Annotated in this window: 22 protein-coding genes and 3 pseudogenes; 15 read left to right on the top strand and 10 right to left on the bottom strand. The window is 69.0% G+C overall.

Annotated elements, in window-relative coordinates; genetic code table 11:
* Positions 1–13: 13 nt before the first annotated feature.
* Together ACZ6KY_RS39165 and ACZ6KY_RS39170 are read left to right on the top strand one after the other, a co-directional pair.
* On the top strand, positions 14–751 hold the full coding sequence (locus ACZ6KY_RS39165) for a FadR/GntR family transcriptional regulator (protein ID WP_469315030.1): 738 nt from the start codon (positions 14–16) through the stop codon (positions 749–751).
* 148 nt (positions 752–899) lie between these two features.
* Positions 900–1,580, top strand: coding sequence for a gamma-glutamyl-gamma-aminobutyrate hydrolase family protein (locus ACZ6KY_RS39170; protein WP_469315031.1), 681 nt, complete (start codon positions 900–902; stop codon positions 1,578–1,580).
* Positions 1,581–1,763: 183 nt separating this feature from the next.
* On the opposite strand, the gene ACZ6KY_RS39175 is transcribed toward ACZ6KY_RS39170, so the two are convergent.
* Positions 1,764–2,690, bottom strand: a complete 927-nt coding sequence (locus ACZ6KY_RS39175; RefSeq protein ID WP_469315032.1) for a LysR family transcriptional regulator — start codon at positions 2,688–2,690, stop codon at positions 1,764–1,766.
* Between the two features lie 96 nt (positions 2,691–2,786).
* Here ACZ6KY_RS39175 and ACZ6KY_RS39180 point away from each other — a divergent pair, with 96 nt between their 5' ends.
* The 5 genes and pseudogenes from ACZ6KY_RS39180 to ACZ6KY_RS39200 all read left to right on the top strand — a co-directional run bounded on the left by ACZ6KY_RS39180 (position 2,787) and on the right by ACZ6KY_RS39200 (position 8,408).
* Positions 2,787–3,938 (top strand): TDT family transporter, encoded by a 1,152-nt coding sequence (locus ACZ6KY_RS39180; RefSeq protein WP_469315033.1) that lies wholly within the window; start codon positions 2,787–2,789, stop codon positions 3,936–3,938.
* A gap of 656 nt (positions 3,939–4,594) precedes the next feature.
* On the top strand, positions 4,595–5,473 hold the full coding sequence (locus ACZ6KY_RS39185) for a lysostaphin resistance A-like protein (protein WP_469315034.1): 879 nt from the start codon (positions 4,595–4,597) through the stop codon (positions 5,471–5,473).
* A gap of 28 nt (positions 5,474–5,501) precedes the next feature.
* Complete coding sequence (locus tag ACZ6KY_RS39190) at positions 5,502–6,731, top strand: sensor histidine kinase (protein ID WP_469315035.1); 1,230 nt, start codon at positions 5,502–5,504, stop codon at positions 6,729–6,731.
* A gap of 4 nt (positions 6,732–6,735) precedes the next feature.
* The gene (locus ACZ6KY_RS39195) at positions 6,736–7,428 is read left to right on the top strand and encodes a response regulator (protein ID WP_469315036.1); all 693 of its coding nucleotides are present in this window, start codon (positions 6,736–6,738) and stop codon (positions 7,426–7,428) included.
* 554 nt (positions 7,429–7,982) lie between these two features.
* A pseudogene (locus ACZ6KY_RS39200) lies at positions 7,983–8,408 on the top strand (DUF4291 family protein).
* A 123-nt stretch (positions 8,409–8,531) separates the two neighbouring features.
* Here ACZ6KY_RS39200 and ACZ6KY_RS39205 read toward each other — a convergent pair.
* From ACZ6KY_RS39205 to ACZ6KY_RS39225, 5 genes are all read right to left on the bottom strand, one after another.
* Entirely contained in the window at positions 8,532–8,936 is a 405-nt protein-coding gene (locus ACZ6KY_RS39205; RefSeq protein WP_469315037.1) for an Imm50 family immunity protein, read from the bottom strand.
* On the bottom strand, positions 8,926–9,423 hold the full coding sequence (locus ACZ6KY_RS39210; protein ID WP_469315038.1) for an Imm50 family immunity protein: 498 nt from the start codon (positions 9,421–9,423) through the stop codon (positions 8,926–8,928). The genes ACZ6KY_RS39205 and ACZ6KY_RS39210 overlap by 11 nt, the downstream gene beginning before the upstream one ends.
* Positions 9,413–13,777, bottom strand: a complete 4,365-nt coding sequence (locus tag ACZ6KY_RS39215) for a DUF6531 domain-containing protein (RefSeq protein WP_469315039.1) — start codon at positions 13,775–13,777, stop codon at positions 9,413–9,415. The genes ACZ6KY_RS39210 and ACZ6KY_RS39215 overlap by 11 nt, the downstream gene beginning before the upstream one ends.
* 13 nt (positions 13,778–13,790) lie before the next feature.
* Positions 13,791–14,102 (bottom strand): hypothetical protein, encoded by a 312-nt coding sequence (locus ACZ6KY_RS39220; RefSeq protein WP_469315040.1) that lies wholly within the window; start codon positions 14,100–14,102, stop codon positions 13,791–13,793.
* A gap of 245 nt (positions 14,103–14,347) precedes the next feature.
* Positions 14,348–14,941 carry a DUF4291 domain-containing protein gene (locus ACZ6KY_RS39225; protein WP_469315041.1) on the bottom strand — a complete coding sequence of 198 codons (594 nt, stop codon included), beginning with the start codon at positions 14,939–14,941 and terminating at the stop codon, positions 14,348–14,350.
* A gap of 125 nt (positions 14,942–15,066) precedes the next feature.
* Between ACZ6KY_RS39225 and ACZ6KY_RS39230 the strand changes: the two genes are divergently transcribed.
* The 4 genes from ACZ6KY_RS39230 (at position 15,067) to ACZ6KY_RS39245 (ending at position 17,809) form a co-directional block, all read left to right on the top strand.
* The gene (locus tag ACZ6KY_RS39230; protein ID WP_469315042.1) at positions 15,067–15,405 is read left to right on the top strand and encodes a hypothetical protein; all 339 of its coding nucleotides are present in this window, start codon (positions 15,067–15,069) and stop codon (positions 15,403–15,405) included.
* 285 nt (positions 15,406–15,690) lie between these two features.
* Positions 15,691–16,350, top strand: a complete 660-nt coding sequence (locus ACZ6KY_RS39235) for a hypothetical protein (RefSeq protein ID WP_469315043.1) — start codon at positions 15,691–15,693, stop codon at positions 16,348–16,350.
* Positions 16,351–16,367: 17 nt separating this feature from the next.
* Positions 16,368–16,853, top strand: a complete 486-nt coding sequence (locus ACZ6KY_RS39240; RefSeq protein WP_469315044.1) for a hypothetical protein — start codon at positions 16,368–16,370, stop codon at positions 16,851–16,853.
* Positions 16,854–17,029: 176 nt separating this feature from the next.
* Positions 17,030–17,809 (top strand): hypothetical protein, encoded by a 780-nt coding sequence (locus tag ACZ6KY_RS39245; protein ID WP_469315045.1) that lies wholly within the window; start codon positions 17,030–17,032, stop codon positions 17,807–17,809.
* A gap of 314 nt (positions 17,810–18,123) precedes the next feature.
* On the opposite strand, the pseudogene ACZ6KY_RS39250 reads toward ACZ6KY_RS39245, so the two are convergent.
* Positions 18,124–18,437 (bottom strand): annotated as a pseudogene (locus ACZ6KY_RS39250) (integrase core domain-containing protein); the annotation flags it as partial.
* A 162-nt stretch (positions 18,438–18,599) separates the two neighbouring features.
* On the opposite strand from ACZ6KY_RS39250, the gene ACZ6KY_RS39255 reads away from it, so the two are divergent.
* Positions 18,600–19,184, top strand: a complete 585-nt coding sequence (locus tag ACZ6KY_RS39255; RefSeq protein WP_469315046.1) for a DinB family protein — start codon at positions 18,600–18,602, stop codon at positions 19,182–19,184.
* 46 nt (positions 19,185–19,230) lie between these two features.
* Positions 19,231–20,048, top strand: a protein-coding gene (locus ACZ6KY_RS39260; protein WP_469315047.1) for an IS5 family transposase whose coding sequence is annotated in 2 segments (ribosomal slippage) — positions 19,231–19,570 and positions 19,570–20,048 — 819 coding nt in all. Because the reading frame shifts where the segments join, the coding sequence is not laid out codon by codon here.
* A 181-nt stretch (positions 20,049–20,229) separates the two neighbouring features.
* Here the strand turns inward: ACZ6KY_RS39260 and ACZ6KY_RS39265 are convergent.
* Positions 20,230–20,874, bottom strand: a complete 645-nt coding sequence (locus tag ACZ6KY_RS39265; protein WP_469315048.1) for a TetR/AcrR family transcriptional regulator — start codon at positions 20,872–20,874, stop codon at positions 20,230–20,232.
* A gap of 165 nt (positions 20,875–21,039) precedes the next feature.
* Here ACZ6KY_RS39265 and ACZ6KY_RS39270 point away from each other — a divergent pair, with 165 nt between their 5' ends.
* Positions 21,040–22,002, top strand: a complete 963-nt coding sequence (locus ACZ6KY_RS39270) for a zinc-dependent alcohol dehydrogenase family protein (RefSeq protein ID WP_469315049.1) — start codon at positions 21,040–21,042, stop codon at positions 22,000–22,002.
* Between the two features lies 1 nt (position 22,003).
* Here ACZ6KY_RS39270 and ACZ6KY_RS39275 read toward each other — a convergent pair.
* Positions 22,004–22,159 (bottom strand): annotated as a pseudogene (locus ACZ6KY_RS39275) (IS5/IS1182 family transposase); the annotation flags it as partial.
* Positions 22,160–22,653: 494 nt separating this feature from the next.
* Between ACZ6KY_RS39275 and ACZ6KY_RS39280 the strand changes: the two are divergent.
* Positions 22,654–22,938 carry a hypothetical protein gene (locus ACZ6KY_RS39280; protein ID WP_469315050.1) on the top strand — a complete coding sequence of 95 codons (285 nt, stop codon included), beginning with the start codon at positions 22,654–22,656 and terminating at the stop codon, positions 22,936–22,938.
* A 216-nt stretch (positions 22,939–23,154) separates the two neighbouring features.
* On the opposite strand, the gene ACZ6KY_RS39285 is transcribed toward ACZ6KY_RS39280, so the two are convergent.
* Positions 23,155–23,448, bottom strand: coding sequence for a hypothetical protein (locus ACZ6KY_RS39285; protein ID WP_469315051.1), 294 nt, complete (start codon positions 23,446–23,448; stop codon positions 23,155–23,157).
* Positions 23,449–23,589 lie beyond the last annotated feature (141 nt).

Genomic DNA, 23,589 nt, shown 5'->3' on the forward strand with positions numbered 1-23,589 from the left:
GGGGCGCGACGGGATGACGAGGGAGGAACCCGACCGTGGGGCGGACGACCGGCTGACGCCGGTGCTCCGGCCGGTGCGGGCGGGCAACGGTTTCGAGGAGGCGCTGGAGCAGATCCTCCAGATCGTCCGGCTCGGCCTGGTGCCGGGTGGTGAACGGCTGCCCGCGGAGCGGGAGTTGGCGGAGCGGCTCGGCATCAGCCGGGTGACGCTGCGCGAGGTCCTCAAGGTGCTCCAGGACCAGGGCCTGGTCGAGTCGCGGCGCGGCCGGTACGGCGGCACCTTCGTGCTGGCGCGCACCGCCACCCCCGGTGAGCACGAGCTGCGCCGCCGGGTCGCAGCGGTCGACATCGAGGACGTGCTGCGTTTCCGCGAGGTCCTGGAGGTGGGTGCGGCCGGGCTGTGCGCGTCGCACGGGCTCGACGCGGAGCAGGCCGGCCGGCTGCGCGAGGCGCTCACCCGGACGAACGACGCCCCGCTGGCCGACTACCGGCGCCTGGACACCATGCTCCACCTCACCCTCGCGGAACTGTGCGGCTCCCCCTCGCTCACCGCGCGGTACGCGGCCGTCCGCGCCTCCGTCAACGACCTGCTCGACTGCATCCCGCTCCTCGTCCGCAATCTGGAGCACTCGCAGCGCCAGCACACCGCCCTCGTCGAGGCGGTCCTCGACGGGGACGCGGACGGCGCGCGGGAGATGATGCGCGAGCACTGCGCGGGCACGGCGGCGCTCCTGCGGGGATTCCTGGCGTGAGCGGGTTGTGACGCGAGGGGCACTTGCGTCTCCCTGTGTTTCCCTCCCCCGCCTCGCAAAGGTATGAGACCTTTCCATTGAAGTTCCCATCGCCGTTCCACTGACGTCCCCTGGGCGCCGTGGCGACCTGGATCCGAGGGAGAAGCGCGTGGGCAGGCCGCTGGTCGGTGTGAGTACGTATCTGGAGGCCGGGGCGCGCTGGGGCGTGTGGGAGCTGGAGGCCGCGCTGCTGCCGGCCGGCTATCCGCGGCTCGTGCAGCGGGCGGGCGGACTCGCCGTGATGCTGCCGCCGGACGATCCGGCCGTGGCCGTCGAGACCGTCGCCCGGCTCGACGCGGTGGTCGTCGCGGGCGGCCCCGATGTCGACCCCGCCCGCTACGGCGCCGAGCGCTCCCCGCGTACGGGCCCGCCCGCTCCCGAGCGCGACGCCTGGGAACTCGCCCTGATCCGCGCAGCGTTGGACTCCGGCACGCCGCTCCTGGGCATCTGCCGGGGCCACCAGCTCCTGAACGTGGCCCTGGGCGGCACGCTCGTCCAGCATCTCGACGGGCATGTGAAGGACACCGGGGTCGTCGGACACCACGAGGTGACCCCCGTACCGGGGACGCGGTACGCCGGTCTCGTTCCGGAGCCGTGCGCTGTGCCGACGTACCACCATCAGGCGGTGGACCGCCTCGGCAAGGGCCTCGCGGTCTCCGCGCACGCGGCGGACGGCACCGTGGAGGCGATCGAACTCCCGGGCCCCGCCTGGGTACTGGGGGTCCAGTGGCACCCGGAGATGGGCGACGACGTGCGGGTTGTACGGGGCCTGGTAGCGGCGGCGTCCTGACCCCGTCCCGCACCGGGGCCCTGAAATCATCCCCTCCGGCGCTCAGGAACGGGGGCCTGAATTCAGCCCCTCCGGCGTTTGAGGAGCGGGGGTCCGGGGGCAGCGCCCCTGGGTACGGGTCGGGTAGGGGCGGAGGGGTCGAACAGGGCCCGTGCGGTCGGGCGGCCCCGCGTCACCGTGCGGTCAGGCAGCCCCCCGCGTCAGGGAGAGCAGGTCGCGGGCCGGGCCTGTGGGGCGGTGTCCGGTCGGCCAGACGGCCCGCAACGCGCGGGTGAGCCGGACGTCGGCGAGCGGGATGCTCACCAGCCGGTGGGCGGACAGTTCCTCGCCGAGGGCGAGTTCGCTCAGGACGGCGGGCCCGGCGCCGCTGACGGCGGAAGCCTTGACCGCCGTCGTCGAGGACAGCTCGATCAACGGGCGGGCGAGCCCGCCGAGCGCGGTGTCGAGGACCTGACGCGTGCCGGATCCCTCCTCCCGCAGGATGAGCGGCGTCGCGGCCAGCTCCGCCGCGGCGAGGGGCGCGCGGCGACGCGCCCAGGGATGCCCGGGCGCCGTCACCACGATCAGCCGGTCGTGCGCGATGACGGTCGCGTCGAGCCCGGACGGCACCGAGAGCCCCTCGACGAAGCCGAGGTCCGCCTCGCCGGAGAGGAGCCGCTCCGCGACACCGGCGGAGTTCCCGGCGAGCAGTGACACGGCCGTGTCGGGGCGCTGCGCGCGCAGGGCGATCAGCCAGCCGGGCAGCAGATACTCGGCGATCGTCATGCTCGCGGCCACCCTCAGCCGAGAGTCGCGCCGGTCCCGCAGCGCCTGCGCCCCGGCGTCGAACGCCTCGGCCGCGTCCACCACCCGTCGCGCCCAGTCCGTGACGAGCGCCCCCTCGCGGGTGAGCCGGGATCCGCGCGGCGAACGGTCGACGAGCGCCACCCCGAGCAGCCGCTCCATGGAACGGATACGGCTGCTGGCCGCCGGCTGGGTGATCCCCAGCTCGCGTGCGGCGCGGCCGAGACTGCCGAGGCGCGCCACCGCCAGCAGCAGTTCCAGCGCGCCCAGATCGGGCACCCGGTGCGCGATCCCGACGCCGGGCCGGCCCTCAGCACCGCTGCTCATGTCCGGTCCTCAGCGCCGCTGCTCATAAAGCCAGCTTATGCCCTCATAGGCGCGCACTCCCTGGTGGGGAGCCGGCGCGAGCGCGACCGTGGTGCCATGGTCACCGCAGCCCAGCCCCTGTCCGCCCATGAGGCGGGAACCGTCCCCGACACGAAGACCCCCCGTGTCCCGGGGAACCGCGCCGTCGCCGCGGTCCGGCATCTCGGCCCGAACTGGTACGCCTCCGTGATGGGCACCGCGATCGTGGCCACGGCCGGAGCCGGACTGCCCGGGAACGTGCCGGGCCTGCGCACCGCCTGCACGATCGTCTGGGCCCTCTCCCTCACCCTGCTGGTGTCGCTGCTCGCCGCCCGCGCGCTGCACTGGACGCACCACCGCGACCAGGCCCGCGCCCATCTCCTCGACCCGGCCATGGCCCCCTTCTACGGCTGCCTCTCGATGGCCCTGCTCGCCGTGGGCGCCGGCACCCTGCTGGTCGGCCGGGACTGGATCGGGATGCAGGCGGCGGTCGCCGTGGACACCGTCCTGTTCGTCACCGGGACACTGATCGGACTCGCCGCCGCGGTGACCGTCCCGTACCTCATGGTCGTACGGCATCGCATCGAGCCCGGACAGGCGTCACCCGTGTGGCTGCTGCCGATCGTCGCCCCCATGGTGTCGGCCGCGCTCGGCCCGCTCCTCGTTCCCCACCTGCCGGCCGGACAGCCCCGGGAGACGCTGCTCCTCGCCTGTGTCGCGATGTTCGGCATGAGCCTGCTGACCACCCTCGTGATGCTGCCGATGATCTTCGCCCGGCTCGTCACCGCGGGCCCGCTGCCGCTCGCGCTCACCCCGACGCTCTTCCTGGTGCTCGGCCCGCTGGGCCAGTCGACGACCGCGGTGGGCAAGTTCGCGGACGCGGCGCCCGGTGTGGTGCCCGCCCCGTACGACCAGGGCTTCGCGCTCCTCGCGGTCCTCTACGGCGTCCCCGTGCTGGGTTTCGCGCTGCTGTGGCTCGCGCTGGCCGTCGCGATGGCCGTACGGGCCCGCCGCCAGGGCATGGGCTTCGCGATGACCTGGTGGGCGTTCACCTTCCCGGTGGGGACCTGCGTGACCGGCGCGGAGAGCCTGGCCCGGCACACCGGCCTGGCCGCCTTCGACACGCTCGCCGTCGCCCTGTACGCCCTGCTGCTGGCCGCCTGGTCGGCGGCCGCCGTCCGCACCACCCACGGCCTGCTCAACGGCAAGCTGCTCGCGGCGCCTCGGTGAGAACACCTTCCACCGGGACCAGACCGTGCTCGCGCCGACTTCGATCGAGGAATGACAAGTCGCTGGGGCTTCGGCCGTTCACTCAATGCCGATCAATGTGGCATACGCAGAGTCCACGATCACCGTCTACCCAGCGTGCTCACCGGAGATCGGCCTGGCCGCCGGCTGAGAGGGGCGTTCCCCCACCGGGTAGAAACGGGACAGGATGATGTGGATCATGCAGCACCGCCGCCTGACGCGAGACTACGAAGCCCTGCCACAGAGATCGCGGACAGTGATCCGCTGTGCGACGGCCAGCGAAATGTCCCGTGAGCTGACCGGGTCCAGGAACCGCTCAATCGTTGTGCGGGTAGCTCGGGACAGGGGCGGTGCCTGCCCATCGGCAGGTACCGCCCGACGAAATCCCCTTCATCGCGCTTCAGTTGCACCCGCCTCATGCAGGATGCGCTACCGGATCCGCTCCATGGCGCGGAACGGTCCGCCAGATCGATCACGACTCGATACCCGTCCTGGACAGGCAGGCAGACAGGGGCGGCGCATCCCCTTTGAGAGCTACAGGGACTGTCCATGTGGGGGTGACTCGCGGAAGTCGGCGCGTCCCTAGCGTGGTTGTCAGGTCGCCACCGGTGCGACCACCACCACAGGGGGAGGCCACGATGGACACGACGTCCACCGCACCGCACGACACAGGCTCCGGCCCGGACGAGGAGGGCGACGGCTGGGGCGGCCGTCTCGGCCGGATCGTTCGATCTCCACTCGGCTGGATGCTGACGGGCATGGTCGCTGTCGGTCTCGTCTCGGGCCTGACCGCGACGGGCCCCGGCCCGGTGCCGGCGCTGGGAGCGGCTGCCGCGGTGGCCGTGTACTGGGCGGTCATGCGCTTCGTCGCACGACGTTCCACGCCGGAGATAGCCCGGCGCGGGGCCGCCCGGGAGGCATTGCTCGGCGGCGCGATCGGTCTGGGCTTCATCCTCGTGTCCGCACTCCTGATCACGGCTTTCGGGGGCTACTCCTTCTCCTGGGCGGGCAACGGCTTCGTGTCGGTCGTGTGGTCCGCGGTCATGGTGCAGATCGGCGCCTCGGTCACCGAGGAGCTGTTGTTCCGCGGTCTCGCCCTGCAGGCTCTGGAGCAGTTGTGGGGCAGCCGGGCCGCCGTCGCGATCACCGCGTTGTTCTTCGGCGTCGCCCACCTGGGGGCTCCGGGGGCCAGTGGGCGGAGCGTGGTGGCGATCGCTCTGGAGGCCGGTGTCATGCTCGGTGCCGCGTTCCTGTGGCGGCGTAGCATCTGGTTCGTCGTGGGACTGCACTTCGCCTGGAACACTGTCGAGCAACTGCTCGGCGTCCCGGTCTCCGGACACACCCCCGAGGCTCTGTACACCGTCGACGTCCATGGTTCCACCCTGCTCACCGGCGACGGCTTCGGCCTGGAGACGTCGATCGTGCCCATCGTCCTCGGTGTGCTGATCACCGTCCCGATGGCCGTCCTCGCCCACCGGAACGGCCGGCTGCTGCCCCGGCGGCGGGCCCGGCACTGAGACAGGCCGACTGGAGGAAACGGAAGTGATGTCCCGTCAGGCGCTCTGGAGTCCCCCGCCCCTTCGGGCATTACGTGACTGGTGGAGCGGACGGGACGCCTCCGTCAAGGACGGCGTCCTTGCTCTGGTGCTCACCCTGCTGGCCTTCGTGCCGACCCTGTCGAACATCGGAGGGCAGATCGGCGATCTGCCCGAGCGGCCGGCGAACGCGCTGGGCGTCGGGCTGACCCTGGCTCAGGCCCTGCCGCTGGCAGCGCGCCGCCGGTGGCCCGCGACCTGTCTGGCCGTCATCGCGGGCGCGTTCGCCGTGCACCAGTCGCTGGGCTTCGCGACGACGTTCGGGAGTGTGGGGCTGTATCTCGCCCTGTACTCCGCCGGGGCCCACCAGGTCGGCCTGCGCCGCGCTGTGAGGGTCGCGGCGAGTGCGGCCTACGTCGTACTGGCCGTCGTCCTGCACCACCTCGGCTCACCACAGGAGATCCCGGACTATCTCGCGTTCTATCTGACTCTGGCCGCGATCTGGCTGGTGGGGAGTGCCGTACGCATGCGGCGAGGGGAAGAGGTGGAGCGGCGGCGGCTGGCCGCCGAGGTGGCCACGGCCGCCGAGCGGGCCCGGATCGCCCGCGAACTGCACGACGTGGTCACCCACCACGTGACGGCCATGGTGGTCCAGTCCGACGCGGCGCAGTTCCTTCTCACGTCCGCGCCGGAACGGGCCGGGGAGGGACTGGCGGCCGTCAGTGACACCGGCCGCCGGGCTCTGACGGAGCTGCGGTACCTGCTCGGTGTGCTGGAGGCGACCGGTGAGTCCGCGGTCGCCGACCCGGCGCGTGCGGACCGTGCCCCGACCCTGGGACGGGTGGTCGACCTGGTCGAACAGGCCCGCAGGTCGGGTCAGTCGGTCGAGTTCAGCGAGCAGGGCGAGCGGCGGGCGCGGTCCGTGGACGTGGAGCTGGCCGCCTACCGCGTGGTGCAGGAGGCGCTCACCAACACGATGAAGCACGCGTCCGGGCAGCCGGCACACGTCCTGGTCCGGCACCGCGAGGAGCACGTCGAGATCAAGGTGACGACCGGCGCACCCGCCGCCGCCCCGGCGACCGTACCGGTCCCGCGGAAGCCTGGCCCGACGGGCGGACGGGGCTTGGCCGGGCTGCGTGCACGGGTGCGGATGCTCGATGGTGAACTGGAGGCCGGACCCCGGCCCGAGGGCGGGTTCGAGGTCCGCGCGACGATTCCGTCCCAGCCCGTTCAGGAGTGACCCCGTGAGCGATGCGCCGCAGCCCATCCGAGTCCTCGTCTGCGACGACCAGGCACTGGTGCGGACCGGCTACGTCACCATCTTCTCCGCGCAGCCCGACCTCGACGTCGTCGGGGAGGCCGAGAACGGGCACGCGGCGGTGGAGGCCGCACGGCGGCTGCGGCCCGACGTGGTGGTGATGGACATCCGGATGCCTCTGCTCGACGGTATCCAGGCGACCCGCCAACTGGCCGGTCCCGATGCCCAGTTCCCGCCGAAGGTGCTGGTCGTCACCACGTTCAACGTCGATGCCTACGTCTACGACGCGCTGCGGGCCGGAGCCAGCGGCTTCCTCCTCAAGGACGCTCCTCCCGCGGAGCTGGTGAACGGGATCCGTACGGTCGCCCGGGGCGAGGCCCTGCTGGCGCCCGCCGTCACCCGCGACCTCATAGGTCACTTCGCCGGACACCTGCGGCCGGCCGACACCTCCCGGAAGGCCAGAGAGGACCTCGTAGGCGCGCTGACCCCTCGCGAGCTCGACGTGCTCCGGCAGATCGCCGAGGGGCTGTCGAACGCGGAGATCGCCACGGCGCTGTTCATCACCCCCGAGACGGTCAAGACCTACGTTTCGCGGATCCTGGCCAAACTCGGCCTGCGCGACCGGGTCCAGGCGGTCGTCCTCGCCTACCGGGTCGGGCTGATCCCAGCGGCCGACTGACTGGGGGCCGACCCTGCTGCGCCCGGCCCGGGACATGCCTCAGATGCCCTCTGTCAGCACCCGGCCGGACAGATTCGAACATTGCAGGTCAGCGGCGAAGGCGGGCTCTGTCCCCGTAGATACGCACGATGCAGCCTCTGAAGCACGTCAGCGGCGCGCCCCCGTCCGAAGGATGCAGGGTCAGTCCCAGAGCCATCAGCGGACGTACGGCCTCCGCGTTCCTACGCCCGTCGGGGTCAGGTCCTTGTACAGCCGCCCACGCCTCGAACAGTGTCCTGACGGCCTCCCAGCCCGGCCCGGGCACGAAATGGCACAAGAACGTCGGCTGGTCGACCCCATACTCACGAAGCTCACCGACCCGAACGTCTCTGCGCATGAGCCACCATGTCCTCACTCTGCCCCCCGTTCTTCGCCGCGGAAGCACGCTAATGCTGTTCGTTCGCGTGCGAGCTATGCGAATCAGTCGCTCCGCATCGGCACAGGACGGTTGGGCCGTCGCCGCACAAGTCTGTAAACGCGGCTTGACATGGATCAAGCCGAGCTTTCTGTGGATGATGTATCGCTGCGGCTGGGGCACGAAGGAGGGCCAGGAGACTGTTCTGGCCGTCGAGATCAGCCGTGCCGGCTTCGAGTGGGCGTTGCGGAACGCGTGCCTGTCGCACCGCGTGCGCTCGCTGCACGAAACCAGGCCACCTGGAAGCGGGAGTTGAAGCGGGCGCCCGCGCGCGTGCAGTGGGACCCCGAGCGGGACCTGCGTCTGCCGGCCCTTGCCGTACCGCTCGCTCCAGCTCGGCCTCGCGGGGGAGGCCGCGGCCCGGTACGCCGACGAGTGGATCATCAAGATCAGCGACGTGACGCCGCTCGCCCGCGAAATACACTCCCTGGTCCGGGCCGATGGACTCGGCCGGGCCGCCACGCTGTTGCCCGAGGAGCGGCCGTACCCGCCGGCCTTGGACCAGTTGCGGCGTCTGACGGCCTGAGGGCTCTGCTGGAGGCTCATGCGGCAGGATTCCCCTCTGCCCCCGGTCCCGGCCGCCGTCAGAGCCGCAGGTCTGCTCCCCATGGGCTGTGCGCCGGGCCGCCGTGGCCGAATGCGCTCAGGTTCAGATGCTGCCCGAGGCGAGATACACGCGGGCCCTGGCCAATCGAGCCGTGGAAGCACGGAAGGCGATTCCCGACTCGGCCGATCCGAGGACGACCTCGAAGACTCCCTCACGGGCGGTCATACCGATGTTTCCGGCGGCAGCGGCATTCCAGCCAGTGACCCGGAGCCCTTCCACTCCTTCGAAGACGAGGTGGAACTCGAAGGCGTTGAACCCCTTCTCATGCCATTCCGCGGGGGCGTTCACCGGCAGGATCCGCGTGTCGAACCCCAGGGTCACCGAGGTCCCGCGTTCGTCGATGTGCACGTAGAAGGGATCGCATGAGCCGGCCGGAGGCGGGGTGCGGTCGTACAGGTCCCCCAAGTATTCGGGGGACGCGAGGAGACGCGACCAGTCAGCGCTCATAGAACGTCCTGTCCTCGGTACCGGGAAGAGAACTGTGCCGTCGGGCGTCGATCTTGCTCATGAACAGATGGACCCCGTCATCGGATCCGCTCTCCATGATCCTGAACGCGCTCACGTGGGCGACGCGCACGGAATCGCTGCAGGTGAAGTTCAGCGACAGTCCTCCGCCCCTGGCAGTCACGCGCATACGTCGCTCTGTCCCCCACGGAACCGTCTCGACGCTGCCGAAGACCGGCGGTGTCCAATCGGTGAGGGAGATTCCCTCCACTGCCGTGAACTGGAATTGGCACTGCACCGTGTCCAGGCCCGCGTCGATCCATTCCCGAGGAGCTGTTTCGGGAAAGGACGGCAGGTCGACCCGTAGTGTCACCGCGGGACCCCGCCGATTCAGGTTGATCGATCGGATCCGAATACCGATCAGGTCCGGAACGCGGCCATAGAGTGACCGCAGCGGCTCCGGATCAACGAGAAATCTCTCAACGGTCATAGTAGTAATGCTCCTCGCAGCCCGGGACCTGCCCGTTGCGCGTGTCCTCGAACGGCCTCACATGGACATGCGAGGGCTGGTAGCCGGGTTCTCCTGGTTTCTGATGGCCGAACCAGTGGTCCTGGAAAACTATAAGGTCCTCCCCGTTCGGATGCTCATAGACCTCCTCCGTGTAGTAGACGGGCTGGTGGTCCTCGCCCATCAACTGCTTGGCGCCCTGCCATTCCGGCGTCGTGGCTGGGACGAAGTTGTCGACTTCGAGGGGTACGGCTCCTTCGGGAATTCCGGCGTCCCGCAACGCACGGGCCTTCTGCTCGTCGAATGTGCGCCCGACAGGCTCGCCGCATTCCGGCGCGAGACCCATGGGGTCGATCCACGTGTGCGGGTTGTGGACGTACGTGACCGGGTTGGGCGCGGGGGCCAACCCGAGGGGATCGGGGCTGAGGTAGCGGGCCGTCTCCGGGTCGTAGGTTCGGAAGTAGTTGTGGTGGAGGCCCGTTTCGGGGTCGTAGTACTGGCCGGGGAAGCGGAGCGGCGTGTAGGCCGTCGCGTCGGTGTTCCAGGTTGTGGTTCCCCAGAGTGTCGCGCGGGCGCGCCAGGCTATGTCCCCTGTTTCGTCGACGAGTTCGGTCGGGGTGCCGACGATGTCGGTGACGATGGCGAAGAAGCGTTGGTCGACAACGCTCTGCGGAGAGTCGGCGTCGACGATTCGCTCCGTCTGGGCCAAGGGGCGGCGGCCGTTGTGGTCCCAGGTGATGACGACCGGATGCTGCCGGCCTCCGGTCTGGGTGGTCTGCTCGCAGAGAGTGTGTCCGTCCCAGGTGAAAACGGTCTCCTCAAGGACACTCTCGCCGTCGGCAGCGAGGCGTTGTTTGGCGATGCGTCGCCCCAGCGGGTCGTACTGGTAGCACCAGCGGGTGCCGTCAGGGGTGACGACGGAGGTCAGACGATCCTCTGCGTCCCAGGTGTAACGCCAGGTGTCCGGCCTGTGGGACAGGCGGGTCTTCTGACGCAGCACGATGCGGCCCGCGGCATCGTGCTCGTAGCGGATATTGCCGGCGCGGGTGATGCGGGTGCCTGTATAGACGCGCTGCCCCGTGGCGTCATGATGGGGATGAGTCGCGGGCCAATCCGCGAACGTCTGGTTTCCGGCGTCGTCGTAGGCGTAGCGCTCTGTCCAGTTCTCGGCGCGGACAGCGGTGACGCGGCCCGCAGCGTCGAGGTCGATGCGTCGGGTGCGGTCGGGGTCCTCGATCTGGGTCAGGGCGCCGTCCGGGCGGTACGAGAAGGCGCGGTGCTGGATCACGCCCGCGTCCGTGGCCAGGCTCTGCTCGGTGAGCCGACCCACCGCGTCGAACGTCTGCGCCAGAGCGAGTGTCTCGCCGAAGCGGTAAGCGGTCTCACGGCCGAGTTCGTCACGCACGAAACCGATCGCGTGCCCGGAGACGGTGAGCGCGGCGGGGCGCCCGGTCACGTCAAAGGTCCACGTGCTGGTGGCGCCTGCGGGTGTGGTGCGGTGCGTGCGGCGGCCCAAGGCGTCGTACGCGTGATGCAGGGTACGGCCGTTCACTGTCTCCGACAGGCGTTTGCCGCGTTCGTCGAGTTCCAGCGAGAGCGTGGTACCCGGTGCGGTGGCGTTGACGAGGCGGCCGGAAGGCGCGTAGGCGAACGTGGTGACCTGACCTTCGACGTCCTTGCGGATCATCTGGCCCAGTGGGTTGCGTTCGTAGCGCACCGTCTGCCCGAGCGCGTTGGTTCGGCTCAGGAGGCGGCCAGCGGAATCGCGGGTGTAGCTCTGGGTGCGATCGTCGAAATCGACCTCGGAGACGAGACGGCCCGCGGAATCATAGTGATAATTCCATTCGAAGCCAGTCGAGTTGAGCACGCGGGCGAGGCGCAGCTCGCTGTCGTGGACGAATTCGTGGCGGACTCCGTCGGGGCCGGTGCGCGCGGCGACGAGGTCGAAATGCGTGTACTCGAACGAGGTGACCGCGCCAACGGGATCGGTGTGCCTGATGCAGTTGCCTTCGCCGTCGTACGCCCACGTTTCGACGGCACCGTCCGGCAGGATACGCCGGAGAGGTCGCCCTTCGACCGTCCAATCCAGCCGTGTGGTCGTGCCGGTCGCGTCTTTCACGGTGACCACACGGCCGAAGGAGTTCCGTTCGTAGCGTGTGATCGCGCCGGAGGGATCTGTGACCGCCAGAAGGAGTCCAGCCGCGTCGCAACGCATGCGTGTGGCCGCACCGAGTGCGTCGGTGAGCGCGGTCAAGCGCCCGTGATCATCGTACGAGAAGCACGTGACAGCGCCGGACGCGTCCGTCACGGCAGTACGGTTGCCCCGCTCGTCGTACTCCTGCCGCCATACCGCGCCACCCGGCACGACCACGGCCACCGGACATCCCGAGTCGTTGTATTCGGTGGTCGTTTCCTGACCGTCGGGACGTGTGATCGATACGAGACGTCCGCCCTCGTCGTGGGCGTATCGGACGGTGTGGCCGAGCGGGTCGGTGACAGCGGTCAGCCGGTACCCGGCGTCCCATTCCTGCGTGGTGACGTGACCGAGAGGATCAGTCTCGCGGACGAGGCGGAGGGCCTGGTTGTGTTCGTACACACGGGTGTGGCCGAGGGAGTCGGTGACGCGGGTCGTGCGGGTCGTGGTGTCGTAGGCGAGAGTGGAGGCGAGGGCGTTCGCGGTCCCGCCGGTGGCGGTGACGCGGCCCTGGTGGTCGTACTCGTACCAGTAGGTGGTGTGGTTGCGGTCGGTCCAGGAGGTGATGCGTCCCTCGATGTCGTAGGTGTAACGCATCGCCAGGCCGGAGGAATTGGTCTCCGTGGACAGACGGCCCAGCTCGTCGTAGGCGAACTCGAGCAGGGTCGTGCCGGGCCGGTCCGGGTGGGCGTGGTCGATCAGCCGCAGGCCGGTGATACGGGAGTGGTCGTGGTCGAGCGCGATGCGGTAGCCGCCGGAGTGGACCACCGCTCGGGGGATGTCACCCTCTTCGTACTCGATGGTAATCCGGTTGCCGTTGCGGTCCTGGATGTACTGCAAGGGCAGGTCGACGGCGGTGTCGCCAGCTGCCGGGACGGGGCTGTGAAAGACGTGGGCCAAGCCGGTGTCGGGGTCCGTGATGCGGATGCCGCCGTCGGTCTCGGTGTCCCAGGACAGGGTCAGACGCGAGCCGGGTATGTCCGGGCGGACAGGCTCGTCGGCCCCGCTGCCCGGGAGGGGGAAGCACAGGCGGGCGCCGTCGGCGGTCGCGTAGACGAGGCCGGTCTCGTCGGCCTGGACGCGCTGGTCGAGGGTGGAGGCCCAGGAGGGGCCGAACCAACCGCCCCAACGGTACGAGGACATGTGCGTGCGCTGCAGAATCAGCGGGAGGACGCCGGGCAGGCGTACGTCGGTGCGGGGCAGGGACATGTCGCCGGTGGCCACGTCGATCGGGTCCCGCACGAATTTCTTGACCGTATTGCGGATCGACGCAGGCAGCTTGTCGAAGCCAGGGTTCAGCCTGAGGCGATCGAACGCCGCGCAGTTCAGTTTCATGCCCTTGGCCAGCTCGGCCAGCTGGGCCGGCTTCAACGCCTTCAACCCCTTGCCCAGCGCCTTGCCGAGCACGCCGAAGCCGATGCCCATCAGCGCGCCCTCGGTCAGGATCCCGGCCAGTTTGTCCGGATCCTCGAAGGCTCCCGGATCCTTCAGCAGGGTGTCGAACGCGGAGAACTTCGCGCCCTCGGCCGCCATCTTCCCCACCTCGGCGACCCCGCGGATCTCCTTGAGCGTCTTCAGCGCCCGCTCCACGCCCCGGATGACTTCCAGCACGCCGCGCACCACCGAGCCGAGCGCGGTGCCCTCCTCCTCGATCCGTCCGACCAGTGCCACCACCTTCAATGCCCGCTCACCGGCCATCAGCGTGGACGCCACCTCGGAAGCACCAGCCGTCAGGATCGACAGCGCAAGGCCCGCGATCTCGAATTCGGCGATCTCCGCCAGCATCACACCGATCTCGGAGAGCAGCTCGTGCGCCTTGTCCGCGAAGTCGTCCAGCGCCTTCGCGCCCTCCCGCAACGAGTGCGCCATCTCGCCGGCACTCTTACGGGCACTCTTCGACCGCTTGTGGAAAGCCTGGGCTGTCTTCCCTTCCCACGTCACGCCCGACAACGCACGCTCGGCGGCCAAGGTCGCGTCGTCCAGCCCCTTGGCCAGATGACGCCACTTCTTCGCGATCTCCCGCACCCCGTCCGGATCAACCGCCGGATCCGAGATCCCGAGAAACTCAAGACCACTGGCGATGCTGTCGCCGAACATGTGGTTGAACTTGTTGACGTAGTGCAGCGGGTTCAGATCCACCATGGCAGCGCGCCCCTCAGCCCTTCTTCGCTCGGGTCCGCGCCGCCAGCAGCAGGTCCAACAGATCGAAGGTGTCCGACACTTCACCGATCAGCTTTGCCTCCACCTCCCACTCCTCCTCCAACTGCCCCGTCAGCTTGGACAGAGTGGTCATGCCCCTCTCTATCTCACCCTTCGCACCCAGCAACGACCCCAACGCCCCCAGCGCCTTCAGATCGTGCTGCTGCTCCTTGAAGTCCGCGAGCGGCTTCGCCGTGTGATGCCCCACTGTCCGCAGCCCCGACGCCGCCTTGTGCATCGACGCGGCTTCCTTCGCCAGATCGGACATGGGACCCCCGTAACTTTCCAACGTTCAGCGGCACTTCTCGGTGCTGCACTCTGTGCACATGCCAACCTCACGACACTAGAGAGACGGATTACGGGGGAGGTAGAAACCGGATCAAGAACAAGCAAAAATCGGAGACCGACAAAGGTCTGTCAGCGCGCCTTGACATGGATCGTCATGCCGCGTTCACAGACCTGTGCTGCCATGTGACCCATGGGTGATGCCGGCGGTTGTGCCCGGACTGCCGGTCAGGGGCGCAGGTGGGCCAGCCGTTCTTCACCGGCGGGGTATCCCTGCTCCTGGGGGAGCAGCCGGGTAGCTGAGTCCAGTTCGCCGTCCCTGACGAGTGCGTGGATCTCGTGGGCGAGCGGGGTCACGTCGCTGATCGACACGATCCACTCATCCGCGTAACGCGTCGATGCCTCACCTGAGAGCCCCAGTTGCAGCGAGCGGTGTGGCAGGGGACGCAGGTGCAGATCGCGTTCGGGATCCCACTGGACACGGGCCGGTGCGCGCTTGAGGTCACGCTGCCAGGTGCCGCGGTCGGGATGCAGTCCGCGGACGTAACTCGACAGGCAGGCATGGCGCAGCGCCCAGTCGAAGCCGTCGCGGGTGATCTCGACGGCGAGGACGGTCTCCTGGCCCTCCTTCGTGCCCCAGCCGGAGCGGTACATCATCCACATGAAACTGGGTTTGATCCACGTCATGCGGCCAGGCTTCCACGCGGCCGGAAAACGGCCGTCTCGGATGGCGGGCAGTCCGATCTCAGGGGAGTACGCCTGGTAGACGGTGATCGTGGACGCCGTGTGGAGCGCGCGGATCATGCGGAGCGGTTCTTCCATGGAGTACAGCGTGGGCTCGGCCAGGTCAGGTGACCACCGATTTTCGACCCGTTGCTCAATGCGACGGACCACGCCCGCCGCAGGCGGCAGGCAGTTGCCGACGCGAGTCAAGTAGCGTCCGGCGCATGGAGCGACATCTCAGCGACGCCGTACTCGATGGACTGACGCGTCGAGCGCGGTCGTTCGTCACCGCGCACGGCATCAGGATCGACGTGCCGCCGGTCGGCCGGCTTGCGGAGCAGTGGCTCGCGCTCGGCGTCCCGTCGGTGGAGACCGACCGTGTGGAGGAGTATCAGGAGCGCTGGGGAGGTCTCGTGCTACCTCCGGCTCCGCACTACGACGGTGGACCCAGGTATCTGGACTCCGATCTTCCAGAGGGTTCGCCGGACGAGGGGGGCTGTACCCGGCAGGGACCCACCGGTGTGCAACCCCTACTCGTTCATGATCGGACCGGGCGGGGATGACGGACACCTGGTGGAGAGGCAACGATTCCTTGGTCGCCCTGTACGAGGGAGAGGCCGAGTCCCTCTCCGCCCCCTCGTGCCGCACCGTGTTGATTTACTCCGGCCTGGATGAGTGGGGGCTCTATGGAGGCGTACGGAGTCCTGGACACCGCCACACGAAAGGGTCTGTGAACGCTGCTTGACATGAATCATCAAGCAGCGTTCAGACCGCATGAGCCTGTGGCTGGGCAGTGGGCCGGGGTTATTTTCAGGGCTGGCCTGTCGAGGTTGGATCATGGTCCGGTGATGAAGTGGACGAAGGAGACGCCCCCGGTCGGGCGGTCCGAGCATGAGTCGGAGCTCTCGGACTACCAGCGGGCGATGCGTGACCGGCTTCTCGCGGCTCCTGTGGTGCCCGCGCCCGCACCCTGGCGGCCCGTCTTCGCCTACGAGTACGGCGTTCCTGTCGGCGGACTGCTCGGGATCGGCTTCGCGACGAACCCCGATACGGGCCACGATCTGGTGATGGTTGTCTCGCACGACGGGCACGGTCTCTTCGACGCCGTCACCGGCGAGAAGATCGCCAGGGACCGCGACCCCGCTCCCGAGCACAGCACCCCCGACGCAGTCGCCGACCTGTCCTGCCCCGGACTGGGGCCGATCACCGGAAGCCGCGTACGCATCGCCGGGCTCTTCGGCGGCGGGCTGCACACCACCACCGAAGACGGCTGGACTCTGGAAGTCGTCACCCCGGCCTGGCCGAACGATCGGGTCCTGCTGTCAGTCGACGGCGGGCTCCCCCACGCGGGTCCGCACGGAGAGGAGTGGTGGCACATCTTCCACTCGAACTACTCCACATTCCGATCAGCCGGCTTCTCCCCCTCCGGCCGGACGATCGCCGTGGCGACGAGCAGTGACCTCTCTCTGTGGACCCGCAACACGGACGATGGTCACGCCGACGGCTGAGACATGACCGAGTTCGGGTGGAAGAGCAGCAGGAGGCGGAGTTGAGCGTCACAGGTGTGCGGATCGTCGGCGCGGTGCCTGAACAGGAGGCACGGCGTTTGCTGAGCGCTTCGGTTCAGAACTCGGCGCCGGCACCGGTGCATTGTGACGTGCCCGGGGAATTGGCTTGGTGGCGAAGCAAGGCGCAGACGTCCATGTCCACTCCGGCGACGAGCCATCCCGGCGGTTGGAGCGCCGACGAGGACGCCCTCCGGCTCGGCGCGTTCAGTGTTGTCGATGTAACCGACAACGCCAACTACCCCAATTCGGGCGGGCCGGTGGCGCCACGCGACGACGCACCGGCCCTCACTTCACGTGTCTTTCGAGGACTCTTCGTGGGCTGGTCGTACAGGAAGGTCGCTTCCTTCGATGTCAGAGACCGCTCCCGGTCTGCACTTCTTCTTGCCCTGGGTCTGGCGGGCCTGCCTTTCGGTCCTGGTCAGCGCGGTGCGCATGCCAACTGACCTGCATTCAGAGGGGCGTTGATGGTCGTTGTCCGTCGTCCTCGGAGGGCCCAGAGCGGGCCCAGCTCGTGGCCTTGCGAGTCGGGCGACGCTTACGAATCACGCGATGCAAGACCAGACAAGCGGGCATGGAAAACGTAAGGCGTGACGCGTCACAAGCGGCGTACGGTGACGAAATGAACGCGCCCGCGACCGGCCGGGAGGGCTTCACCTACCTCGCCCCGCTCTTCGACGCAGCCGCCGTCTACCGAGTGGACAATCACTTCCTGTTGTTGCCCGACGCGGCAGAGCACAGCAGTCTGGCAAAGGACGACGAGCCCTTGGGACCGCGGGGTGCCGCCAAGTTCGTCCAGTCTTCCTTCTCGGCCGGCCTCACTCATGTCGAGGCTTTCACGCAGCTCGTCACCGTCGCGCAGCAGGTTGACCTGCACAGCCCTTGGACCTTGCTGCGCGGGGCCCTTGAGAACTTCGCCACCGCAGCATGGCTCCTGGCGGGCAAGAACCGCGATGAGCGTCGCCACCGGGTGCTCTCCCTGTGGGCTGAAGACTTCCGCAACCGCGCCCAGCACGAGAGAGACACAAACTACGTCCCGAGGCCGGGTGGCAAGACCGGAACGGAGCGCCGGGAAGAGGTCAAGCAACTGGCCCTGGCCCTCGGCCTGCCCAGCCTGACGAAGCCAGAGGCCACGAGCATCATTTACGAGGCCGCCGCAGGCGCCGGGCTTGAACCTACCCCAACCCAAGCACTGTGGCGTGTGGCCTCCGGCTTTGCCCACGGCCGCTTCTGGCCCAGTCTCCGAGCCGCGAAAATCCGCAGCGCGATGCCCACCTCGAACGGTGGTGTCCTTGTGAACTTCGGCATCGATGACGATCTGCTGGAAGAAATGGCGGAGGCATGCCGAAAGCTGCTTGAACACACAGCCAGCCGGTACAAAGCGCGCAGCAGCGCTCTATGACACTGCTGCGCACTGAGACGTTCCTCAACTCACCTGTGCTGGTGGACACCTGCACAGGGTGCTGTGCGCCACCGCTGATCATGAGCGGGGCTGTCGTCGGATGGCGTCGTCTGTCGACGTCGGCCACCCTCGGACGGCCCATGGGCGGCCCGGTGCGGAAGCAGCTACTGGGTAGTGGGGCATGTGCCACTACCCAGTAGCCCGGATCGACCCGTCGCCTGTCGGGTTTCACCGGCACCGCGATGAAGGCCGGTGCACTGCATTGTTCCTTCGGACGATGAACGGGCCTGGTGCAGGTTTCGGTGACAGGTCGGTCACGCGGTCTGGAGGGCCGGTGTGATCATGACGGTTTCGCATTCGACGGGGGTCAGCCTGCCGAGTGCGGCTTGTCGGCGGCGTCGGCGGCAAGTCCTCTCGATCCAGGTCACGATCGTGATCCGCAGGTCCTGGTGGGTGACCCATGAACGGCGGTCGAGGACGTCCTTCCGCAGCAGGCTGGAGAAGGACTCCATGCCGCGTTGTCGCCTGCCGCCCCGACCCTTCCCACCGAAACAGCCATTTCGTGGCCGTCGAGCGCCCGAACGAATTTCCGTGACCGGAACTGCGACCCGCGATCGATGTACAGAATGCAGCCGGCAATGTGTCTAAGAGGTTGTCTCACGTGGCAGGTTCCGCGAGCTTCTTGAGTAGCTCAGGGCAGTGGCCATGGCCAGGCTTCGGCTCTGCCGGTCGTTGCGGTCCACGTACGGGATCTTGAGGCCACGAGTAACCCATGGCAGGCTCATGCCGCATGATCGATGAATTCGCGAAGGACAGCCTGCACGGGAGACTGCGGCGGGACCGCGAGGCGCTGCTCTGGAAACTCGACGGCCTGTCCGAATACGACGCCCGCCGACCTTTGACAGTGACCGGGACCAACCTCCTGGGCCTGGTCAAACACGTGGCCAGCGTCGAGGCCAGGTACTTCGGCGAGGTCTTCGACCGGCCGTCCCCGGAACCGCTGCCCCGGTGGCGGGACCACGACGGCAGCGATCTGTGGGCGGCTGAGGGCGAGGCGCGCGATCAGATCATCGAGTCCTACCGGCGCACGTGGGAACACTCAGACGCGACGATCGACGAGCTTGCCCTCGATGCCCCCGGCCACGTGCCGTGGTGGCCGGAGCCTTATACCAACACGAACCTGTTCGCCATCCTGGTGCACGTCCTCGGCGAGACAAACCGGCATGCGGGGCACGCCGACATCCTGCGCGAAGGCGTCGACGGCCGAACCGGGATGCGCCCCGAACACGAGATGCAGATCGATGAGGACGCCCGCACCGCCTACTGCGCGAAGATCGAGCGGGCCGCCAGATCGGCCTCATCAGTCAAGGCGTAGAGGGCTGTCCCACGTGACTTGATGTTCGAGCGGCATGATGCCTGCCGTGAGTGCTGATCTGTCGAAGCGTCTGGTTCCTGATGAACTCTGGGAGCTGGTCGCCCCGTTGCTGCCGTCGTTCGCGGCTCGACCGCAAGGTGGCGGGACCGCTCCGCGTGACGAGCGGGCCGTGTTCACCGCAGTGGTGTACGTGCTGACCAGCGGCTGTGCCTGGCGGCATCTGCCGCCGACGTTCGGCACGTCCTCCACCACCGCGCATCGCCGCTTCACGGTATGGACCGAGGTCGGCCTGTGGCGTCGGCTGCATCGGGCGGTGCTGGACGAACTCGGGGTCCGGGGCGAGGTGGACTGGACCTCGGGGATCGTCGACGCGGCCTCCGTTCGCGTCAAAAGGGGGGATCGCTGACGGGGCCGAACCCGGTCGATCGCGGCAAGAAGGGCAGCAAGCTGCACGTGCTGTCCGACGCCCAGGGCATCCCGCTCGCCGTCGCCGTGTCAGGTGCGAACATGCACGACAGTCTCGCCCTCAAGCCGCTCATCCGCGGCATACCCACCGTCCGGTCCCGCCGGGGACCACGGCGGCGCCGGCCCGTCAAACTCCGCGCGGACAAGGCGTACTTCTCCGCCGAACACCTCAGCTGGCTACGCGAGCGTGGGCTCGTCGCGCGCATCGCGCGGCCAGGCATCGAGTCCGGCGAACGCCTTGGTCGGCACCGCTGGAAGATCGAGCGGTCGATCGCTTGGCTCTTCGGCTACCGCCGCCTGACCATCCGATACGAACGAAAGGGCTCGCACTTCCTCGCCTTCCTCGGCCTGGCCGCTGCCCTGACCTGCTATAAGAAGCTCGCGAAACCTGCCACGTGAGACGCCCTCTAAGCCGGACGACAACATTGTTCAGGGCGTTCACCGCGAGGCGGGACTTCATCCGTGCGTCGATGGAGCAGCCGACGATCCTCTTGATGACGACGTCCTTGATCGCGCACAGGTGCAGCTCTCCTTCGCCGGTGGCGTGTTCGGTGAGGTCGGCGAGCCACCGGTGGCGGGTTTACGGCGTGCTGGGCGACCGCGCGAGCTGTAGGCGTGGTGCTGGCGGCAGAGGCGTAGGGGCTCCCGTCTCTGGTGCGGCGCGGAACGCCTCGATCGCGTAGGCGGCAAAGCGGCGGGAGGCTGTGACCCGGGCGGCACGCGGCGCGTCTTGGACGCCCCGGTGGGCCATGAGCATGAGGATCAGGTCGTCGACGACGAAGCCGGGGCGGAGCCGGCCGGTCTCCTGGGCACGGCGGGCCAGTTCGGCGACCGCGTGCAGGGTCCGCTCCCGGTCAGCGGCGAAGTCCATGGCCTCGGGGAAGGCCGTCGTGAAGGCGTCGGCGAATCCCCGGCTGTGCGCGTGGAGTTCGCAGATCCGCTCGACCAGGCTCCGGAATCCGTGCCACGCGTCCGTGTCCGTGAGGGCGTCGTGGACGGCGGCGTGGCAGGCTCGCCGCTGCTCGGCGAAGGTCTCTGCGATCAGCGCCTGCTTGGTCGGGAAGTGCCGGTACAGGGTGGCGGGGCCGACGCCTGCATGCCGGGCGACCTCGCGCATGGGCGCGCTCAGGCCCTCCTCGCCGAACACCGCGCGGGCGGCGTCCAGGATGCGGGCCCGGTTGTCGCGGGCGTCGGAGCGCAGAGTCTGAGGCAAGTGGCCGGTCATCGTTTCTCACTTTAGCCAAACGGACGGGGGCGTCCGTTACGGTCCGATGGCGGTGCTGCCTCCCCGTCCCGGCACTCTGCCGGTGATGCCCCGGCTGTGGGGCCGGCTCGCCGCCCACGGCCGCAGCAGTTGCGACCCGTTCATCCACCGACCCGAGGAGCAGAGATGAAAGCCGTCGTGATCAGGACGTTCGGAAATCCCGACGGCCTGGAGGTCGTCGACTTGCCCGTGCCCGTTCCTGCCCCGGGGCAGGTGCGGCTCACCACGGAGGCCATCGGGGTAGGCGGTGTGGACGCTGTGATCCGCCGGGGAACGCTCGCCGCCTACGGCTTCCGCGAGGGCCATCTCCTCGGCAGCGAGGTCGCGGGAAGCGTCACCGCGGTGGGAGAGGGCGTGGACGCCTCGTGGATCGGGCGGCGAGTGTGGGCGTTCACCGGCCTGTCCGGTGGGTATGCCGAGCAGGCCGTTGCCTCGGTCGAGGACGTCTTTCCGCTGCCCGACGGCCTGACCGGCGCAGACGCGGTGACTCTCGGCGGCTCCGGCGTGGTCGCCCACTTCGCCCTGGACCGGGCCCGTTTCACGCCCGGTGAGACGGTGCTCGTGCGCGGTGCGGCGGGCAGCATCGGAATCGCGGCCGTCCAGCTCGCAGCCAGGGGCGGCGCGGGCGCGGTGGCGGTCACCACCTCATCGGCGGAGCGTGGCACCCGCCTGCGGGACCTGGGCGCGACCCACGTCCTCCACCGCTCCGGCGAGGGCGGCCCGGACGCACCGGCGGGCTTCGACGTGGTGATCGATGTCGTGGGCGGTCCCCAGCTTCCCCTTTTCCTGGACAAGTTGAACTCCAACGGGCGGTATGTGGCTGTCGGTGTGGTCGGTGGGCAGCCGCCGGCGGACTTCGGCATGCGGCTGATGGACGCCTTCCGCAGGTCGCTGTCGTTCGCCACCTTCAGCTCCGACACCGTGCCCGGCCCCAGCAGGCAGGACGTGAGGTCGTCCCAGTTCGCCGATGCTGCGCGCGGGGACCTACGCACGGTCGTGCACGAGGTGCTGCCGCTGGACCAGGCGGTGCTGGCCCACCGCGAGATGGACGCGGGGAAGGTGTTCGGCAGGGTTGTGCTGGCCCCCTGAGTCCGCACCGCAGGTGGGCCAGGGCGAGCAGGGCCTGTCGGCCGCAGGTCAGCCGGCGCCACCGCGTCCCGCGCTCCCGGCGCCGAGCGGCGAGTAGGCCGGACAGGTAGCGCAGGGCCGCGCTGAACAGATCGATCCCCGACGGGTCGACAAACACGTGAAGCTCCGGGCGGACAGGTCGATCTTGGCGGACAACTCGCCTACCAGGAGCTTCGTCTTTTCCTGGCCACCGCGCCCACGCCAACTCGCCTGCCGACCCGCCAGGTTGAAAAGGCTCGCTGACGGGGCCGAACACCGAACGTACCCCGACACGGTGGACCCCGGAATTGGACAGACACCACGAAGCCCTGTGCACAGGCTTCGCCACCTCGCGAGAAAGGTCTGTGAACGCTGCCTGACATGGATCGTCATGCCGCGTTCACAGCCTCTTCCGTGCTGTGGGCAGCCACCGGCCGAGGCTGCTCTGCTCCACGTCGATGCCGTCTCGTGGCAGACATGCGCAGGGCTGTGTGTCCGGGCCGGCGGCCGCCGTTCGGATCACCCGAGGCGGCCCTTCAGGTGATTGCCGGACGCCTCATGAGCCAGGCAGCCGCCGCAGGGGTACGACGTCTCAGCAGAGGACCAACCCAGAACGCCGTGAGGAGCTTGCCGATGTACGCAACAGTCCGGCGGTACGAAGGGGTGACCGATTCGGCCGAGGCGGCACGCCTCGTGAACGAGGGGTTCGTGGCGCTCATGCGCCAGGTCTCCGGCTTCGTGGCCTACTACTGGATCGATGCCGGGGACGGAGTGATGGTCTCGACCAGCGTCTTCCAGGACCAGGCCGGTGCCGAGGAATCGATCTCGAGGGCTGCGGACTTCGTGCGGGACAACCTTGCGTCACTGCTCCCCAGCCCTCCCCAGGTCATGGCCGGCGAGGTGGTGGCTTCCGTATGACAGCGTTCGGGCCAGCCACGTGAAATGGCCTCCAGGACCGTACCGGCCCGCAGTGCCCGCATGGTCGCCCTTCACAGCGTTGATCCCGCGAGGTGCGTCGGCCGCAAAGAGGACTGTGAACACGGCTTGACGGGGATCATCAAGCAGCGTTCACAGCCTCATGACGGTCTCTTGCCCCTTGTCCGGTGATGGAGGCAACCGGGCTGGGACGCGATGTCAGCCGTCGAACTGGGCCCACTCCACCGCGACGTCGGCCAGCGGGGCGGGAGCGCTGTGGTGGGTGGCGCCGACCCAAATGCTGGAGTTGTCGTCACCTTCGTCCGAGATGTGCGGGACAAGCCCTGGGGCGACGTGGAAACGCGTGGGGGCCCACGGCCAGAAGGGGCGCGGCGGCACGGGGTGAAGTCCTTCGGCGAACCGGTCCACCTGCTGTGCGGTATGTCGGCCGGACAGCGCCCACACAGTCGGCGCCCATCGCGGCCCGACCACCACGCCGATGGTGTCCGTCAAAGCGGAACAAGCTCACCTCGGAGCCCTGCCGGCGCACGCATACGGTCCCGGGGGGGGGGGGGGGGGGGGGGGGGGGGGGGGGGGGGGGGGGGGGGGGGGGGGGGGGGGGGGGGGGGGGGGGGGGGGGGGGGGGGGGGGGGG

It is taken from the genome of Streptomyces sp. NPDC042002, assembly GCF_055588305.1.

Excerpts from the sequence above, each read along its gene's own strand:
- ACZ6KY_RS39165 (WP_469315030.1), top strand. The coding sequence starts at position 14 with ATGACGAGGGAGGAACCCGACCGTGGGGCGGACGACCGGCTGACGCCG.
- ACZ6KY_RS39175 (WP_469315032.1), bottom strand. The coding sequence starts at position 2,690 with ATGAGCAGCGGTGCTGAGGGCCGGCCCGGCGTCGGGATCGCGCACCGG.
- ACZ6KY_RS39180 (WP_469315033.1), top strand. The coding sequence starts at position 2,787 with ATGGTCACCGCAGCCCAGCCCCTGTCCGCCCATGAGGCGGGAACCGTC.
- ACZ6KY_RS39185 (WP_469315034.1), top strand. The coding sequence starts at position 4,595 with ATGGACACGACGTCCACCGCACCGCACGACACAGGCTCCGGCCCGGAC.
- ACZ6KY_RS39190 (WP_469315035.1), top strand. The coding sequence starts at position 5,502 with ATGTCCCGTCAGGCGCTCTGGAGTCCCCCGCCCCTTCGGGCATTACGT.
- ACZ6KY_RS39205 (WP_469315037.1), bottom strand. The coding sequence starts at position 8,936 with ATGAGCGCTGACTGGTCGCGTCTCCTCGCGTCCCCCGAATACTTGGGG.
- ACZ6KY_RS39210 (WP_469315038.1), bottom strand. The coding sequence starts at position 9,423 with ATGACCGTTGAGAGATTTCTCGTTGATCCGGAGCCGCTGCGGTCACTC.
- ACZ6KY_RS39215 (WP_469315039.1), bottom strand. The coding sequence starts at position 13,777 with ATGGTGGATCTGAACCCGCTGCACTACGTCAACAAGTTCAACCACATG.
- ACZ6KY_RS39220 (WP_469315040.1), bottom strand. The coding sequence starts at position 14,102 with ATGTCCGATCTGGCGAAGGAAGCCGCGTCGATGCACAAGGCGGCGTCG.
- ACZ6KY_RS39225 (WP_469315041.1), bottom strand. The coding sequence starts at position 14,941 with ATGGAAGAACCGCTCCGCATGATCCGCGCGCTCCACACGGCGTCCACG.
- ACZ6KY_RS39230 (WP_469315042.1), top strand. The coding sequence starts at position 15,067 with ATGGAGCGACATCTCAGCGACGCCGTACTCGATGGACTGACGCGTCGA.
- ACZ6KY_RS39235 (WP_469315043.1), top strand. The coding sequence starts at position 15,691 with ATGAAGTGGACGAAGGAGACGCCCCCGGTCGGGCGGTCCGAGCATGAG.
- ACZ6KY_RS39245 (WP_469315045.1), top strand. The coding sequence starts at position 17,030 with ATGAACGCGCCCGCGACCGGCCGGGAGGGCTTCACCTACCTCGCCCCG.
- ACZ6KY_RS39255 (WP_469315046.1), top strand. The coding sequence starts at position 18,600 with ATGATCGATGAATTCGCGAAGGACAGCCTGCACGGGAGACTGCGGCGG.
- ACZ6KY_RS39265 (WP_469315048.1), bottom strand. The coding sequence starts at position 20,874 with ATGACCGGCCACTTGCCTCAGACTCTGCGCTCCGACGCCCGCGACAAC.
- ACZ6KY_RS39270 (WP_469315049.1), top strand. The coding sequence starts at position 21,040 with ATGAAAGCCGTCGTGATCAGGACGTTCGGAAATCCCGACGGCCTGGAG.
- ACZ6KY_RS39280 (WP_469315050.1), top strand. The coding sequence starts at position 22,654 with ATGTACGCAACAGTCCGGCGGTACGAAGGGGTGACCGATTCGGCCGAG.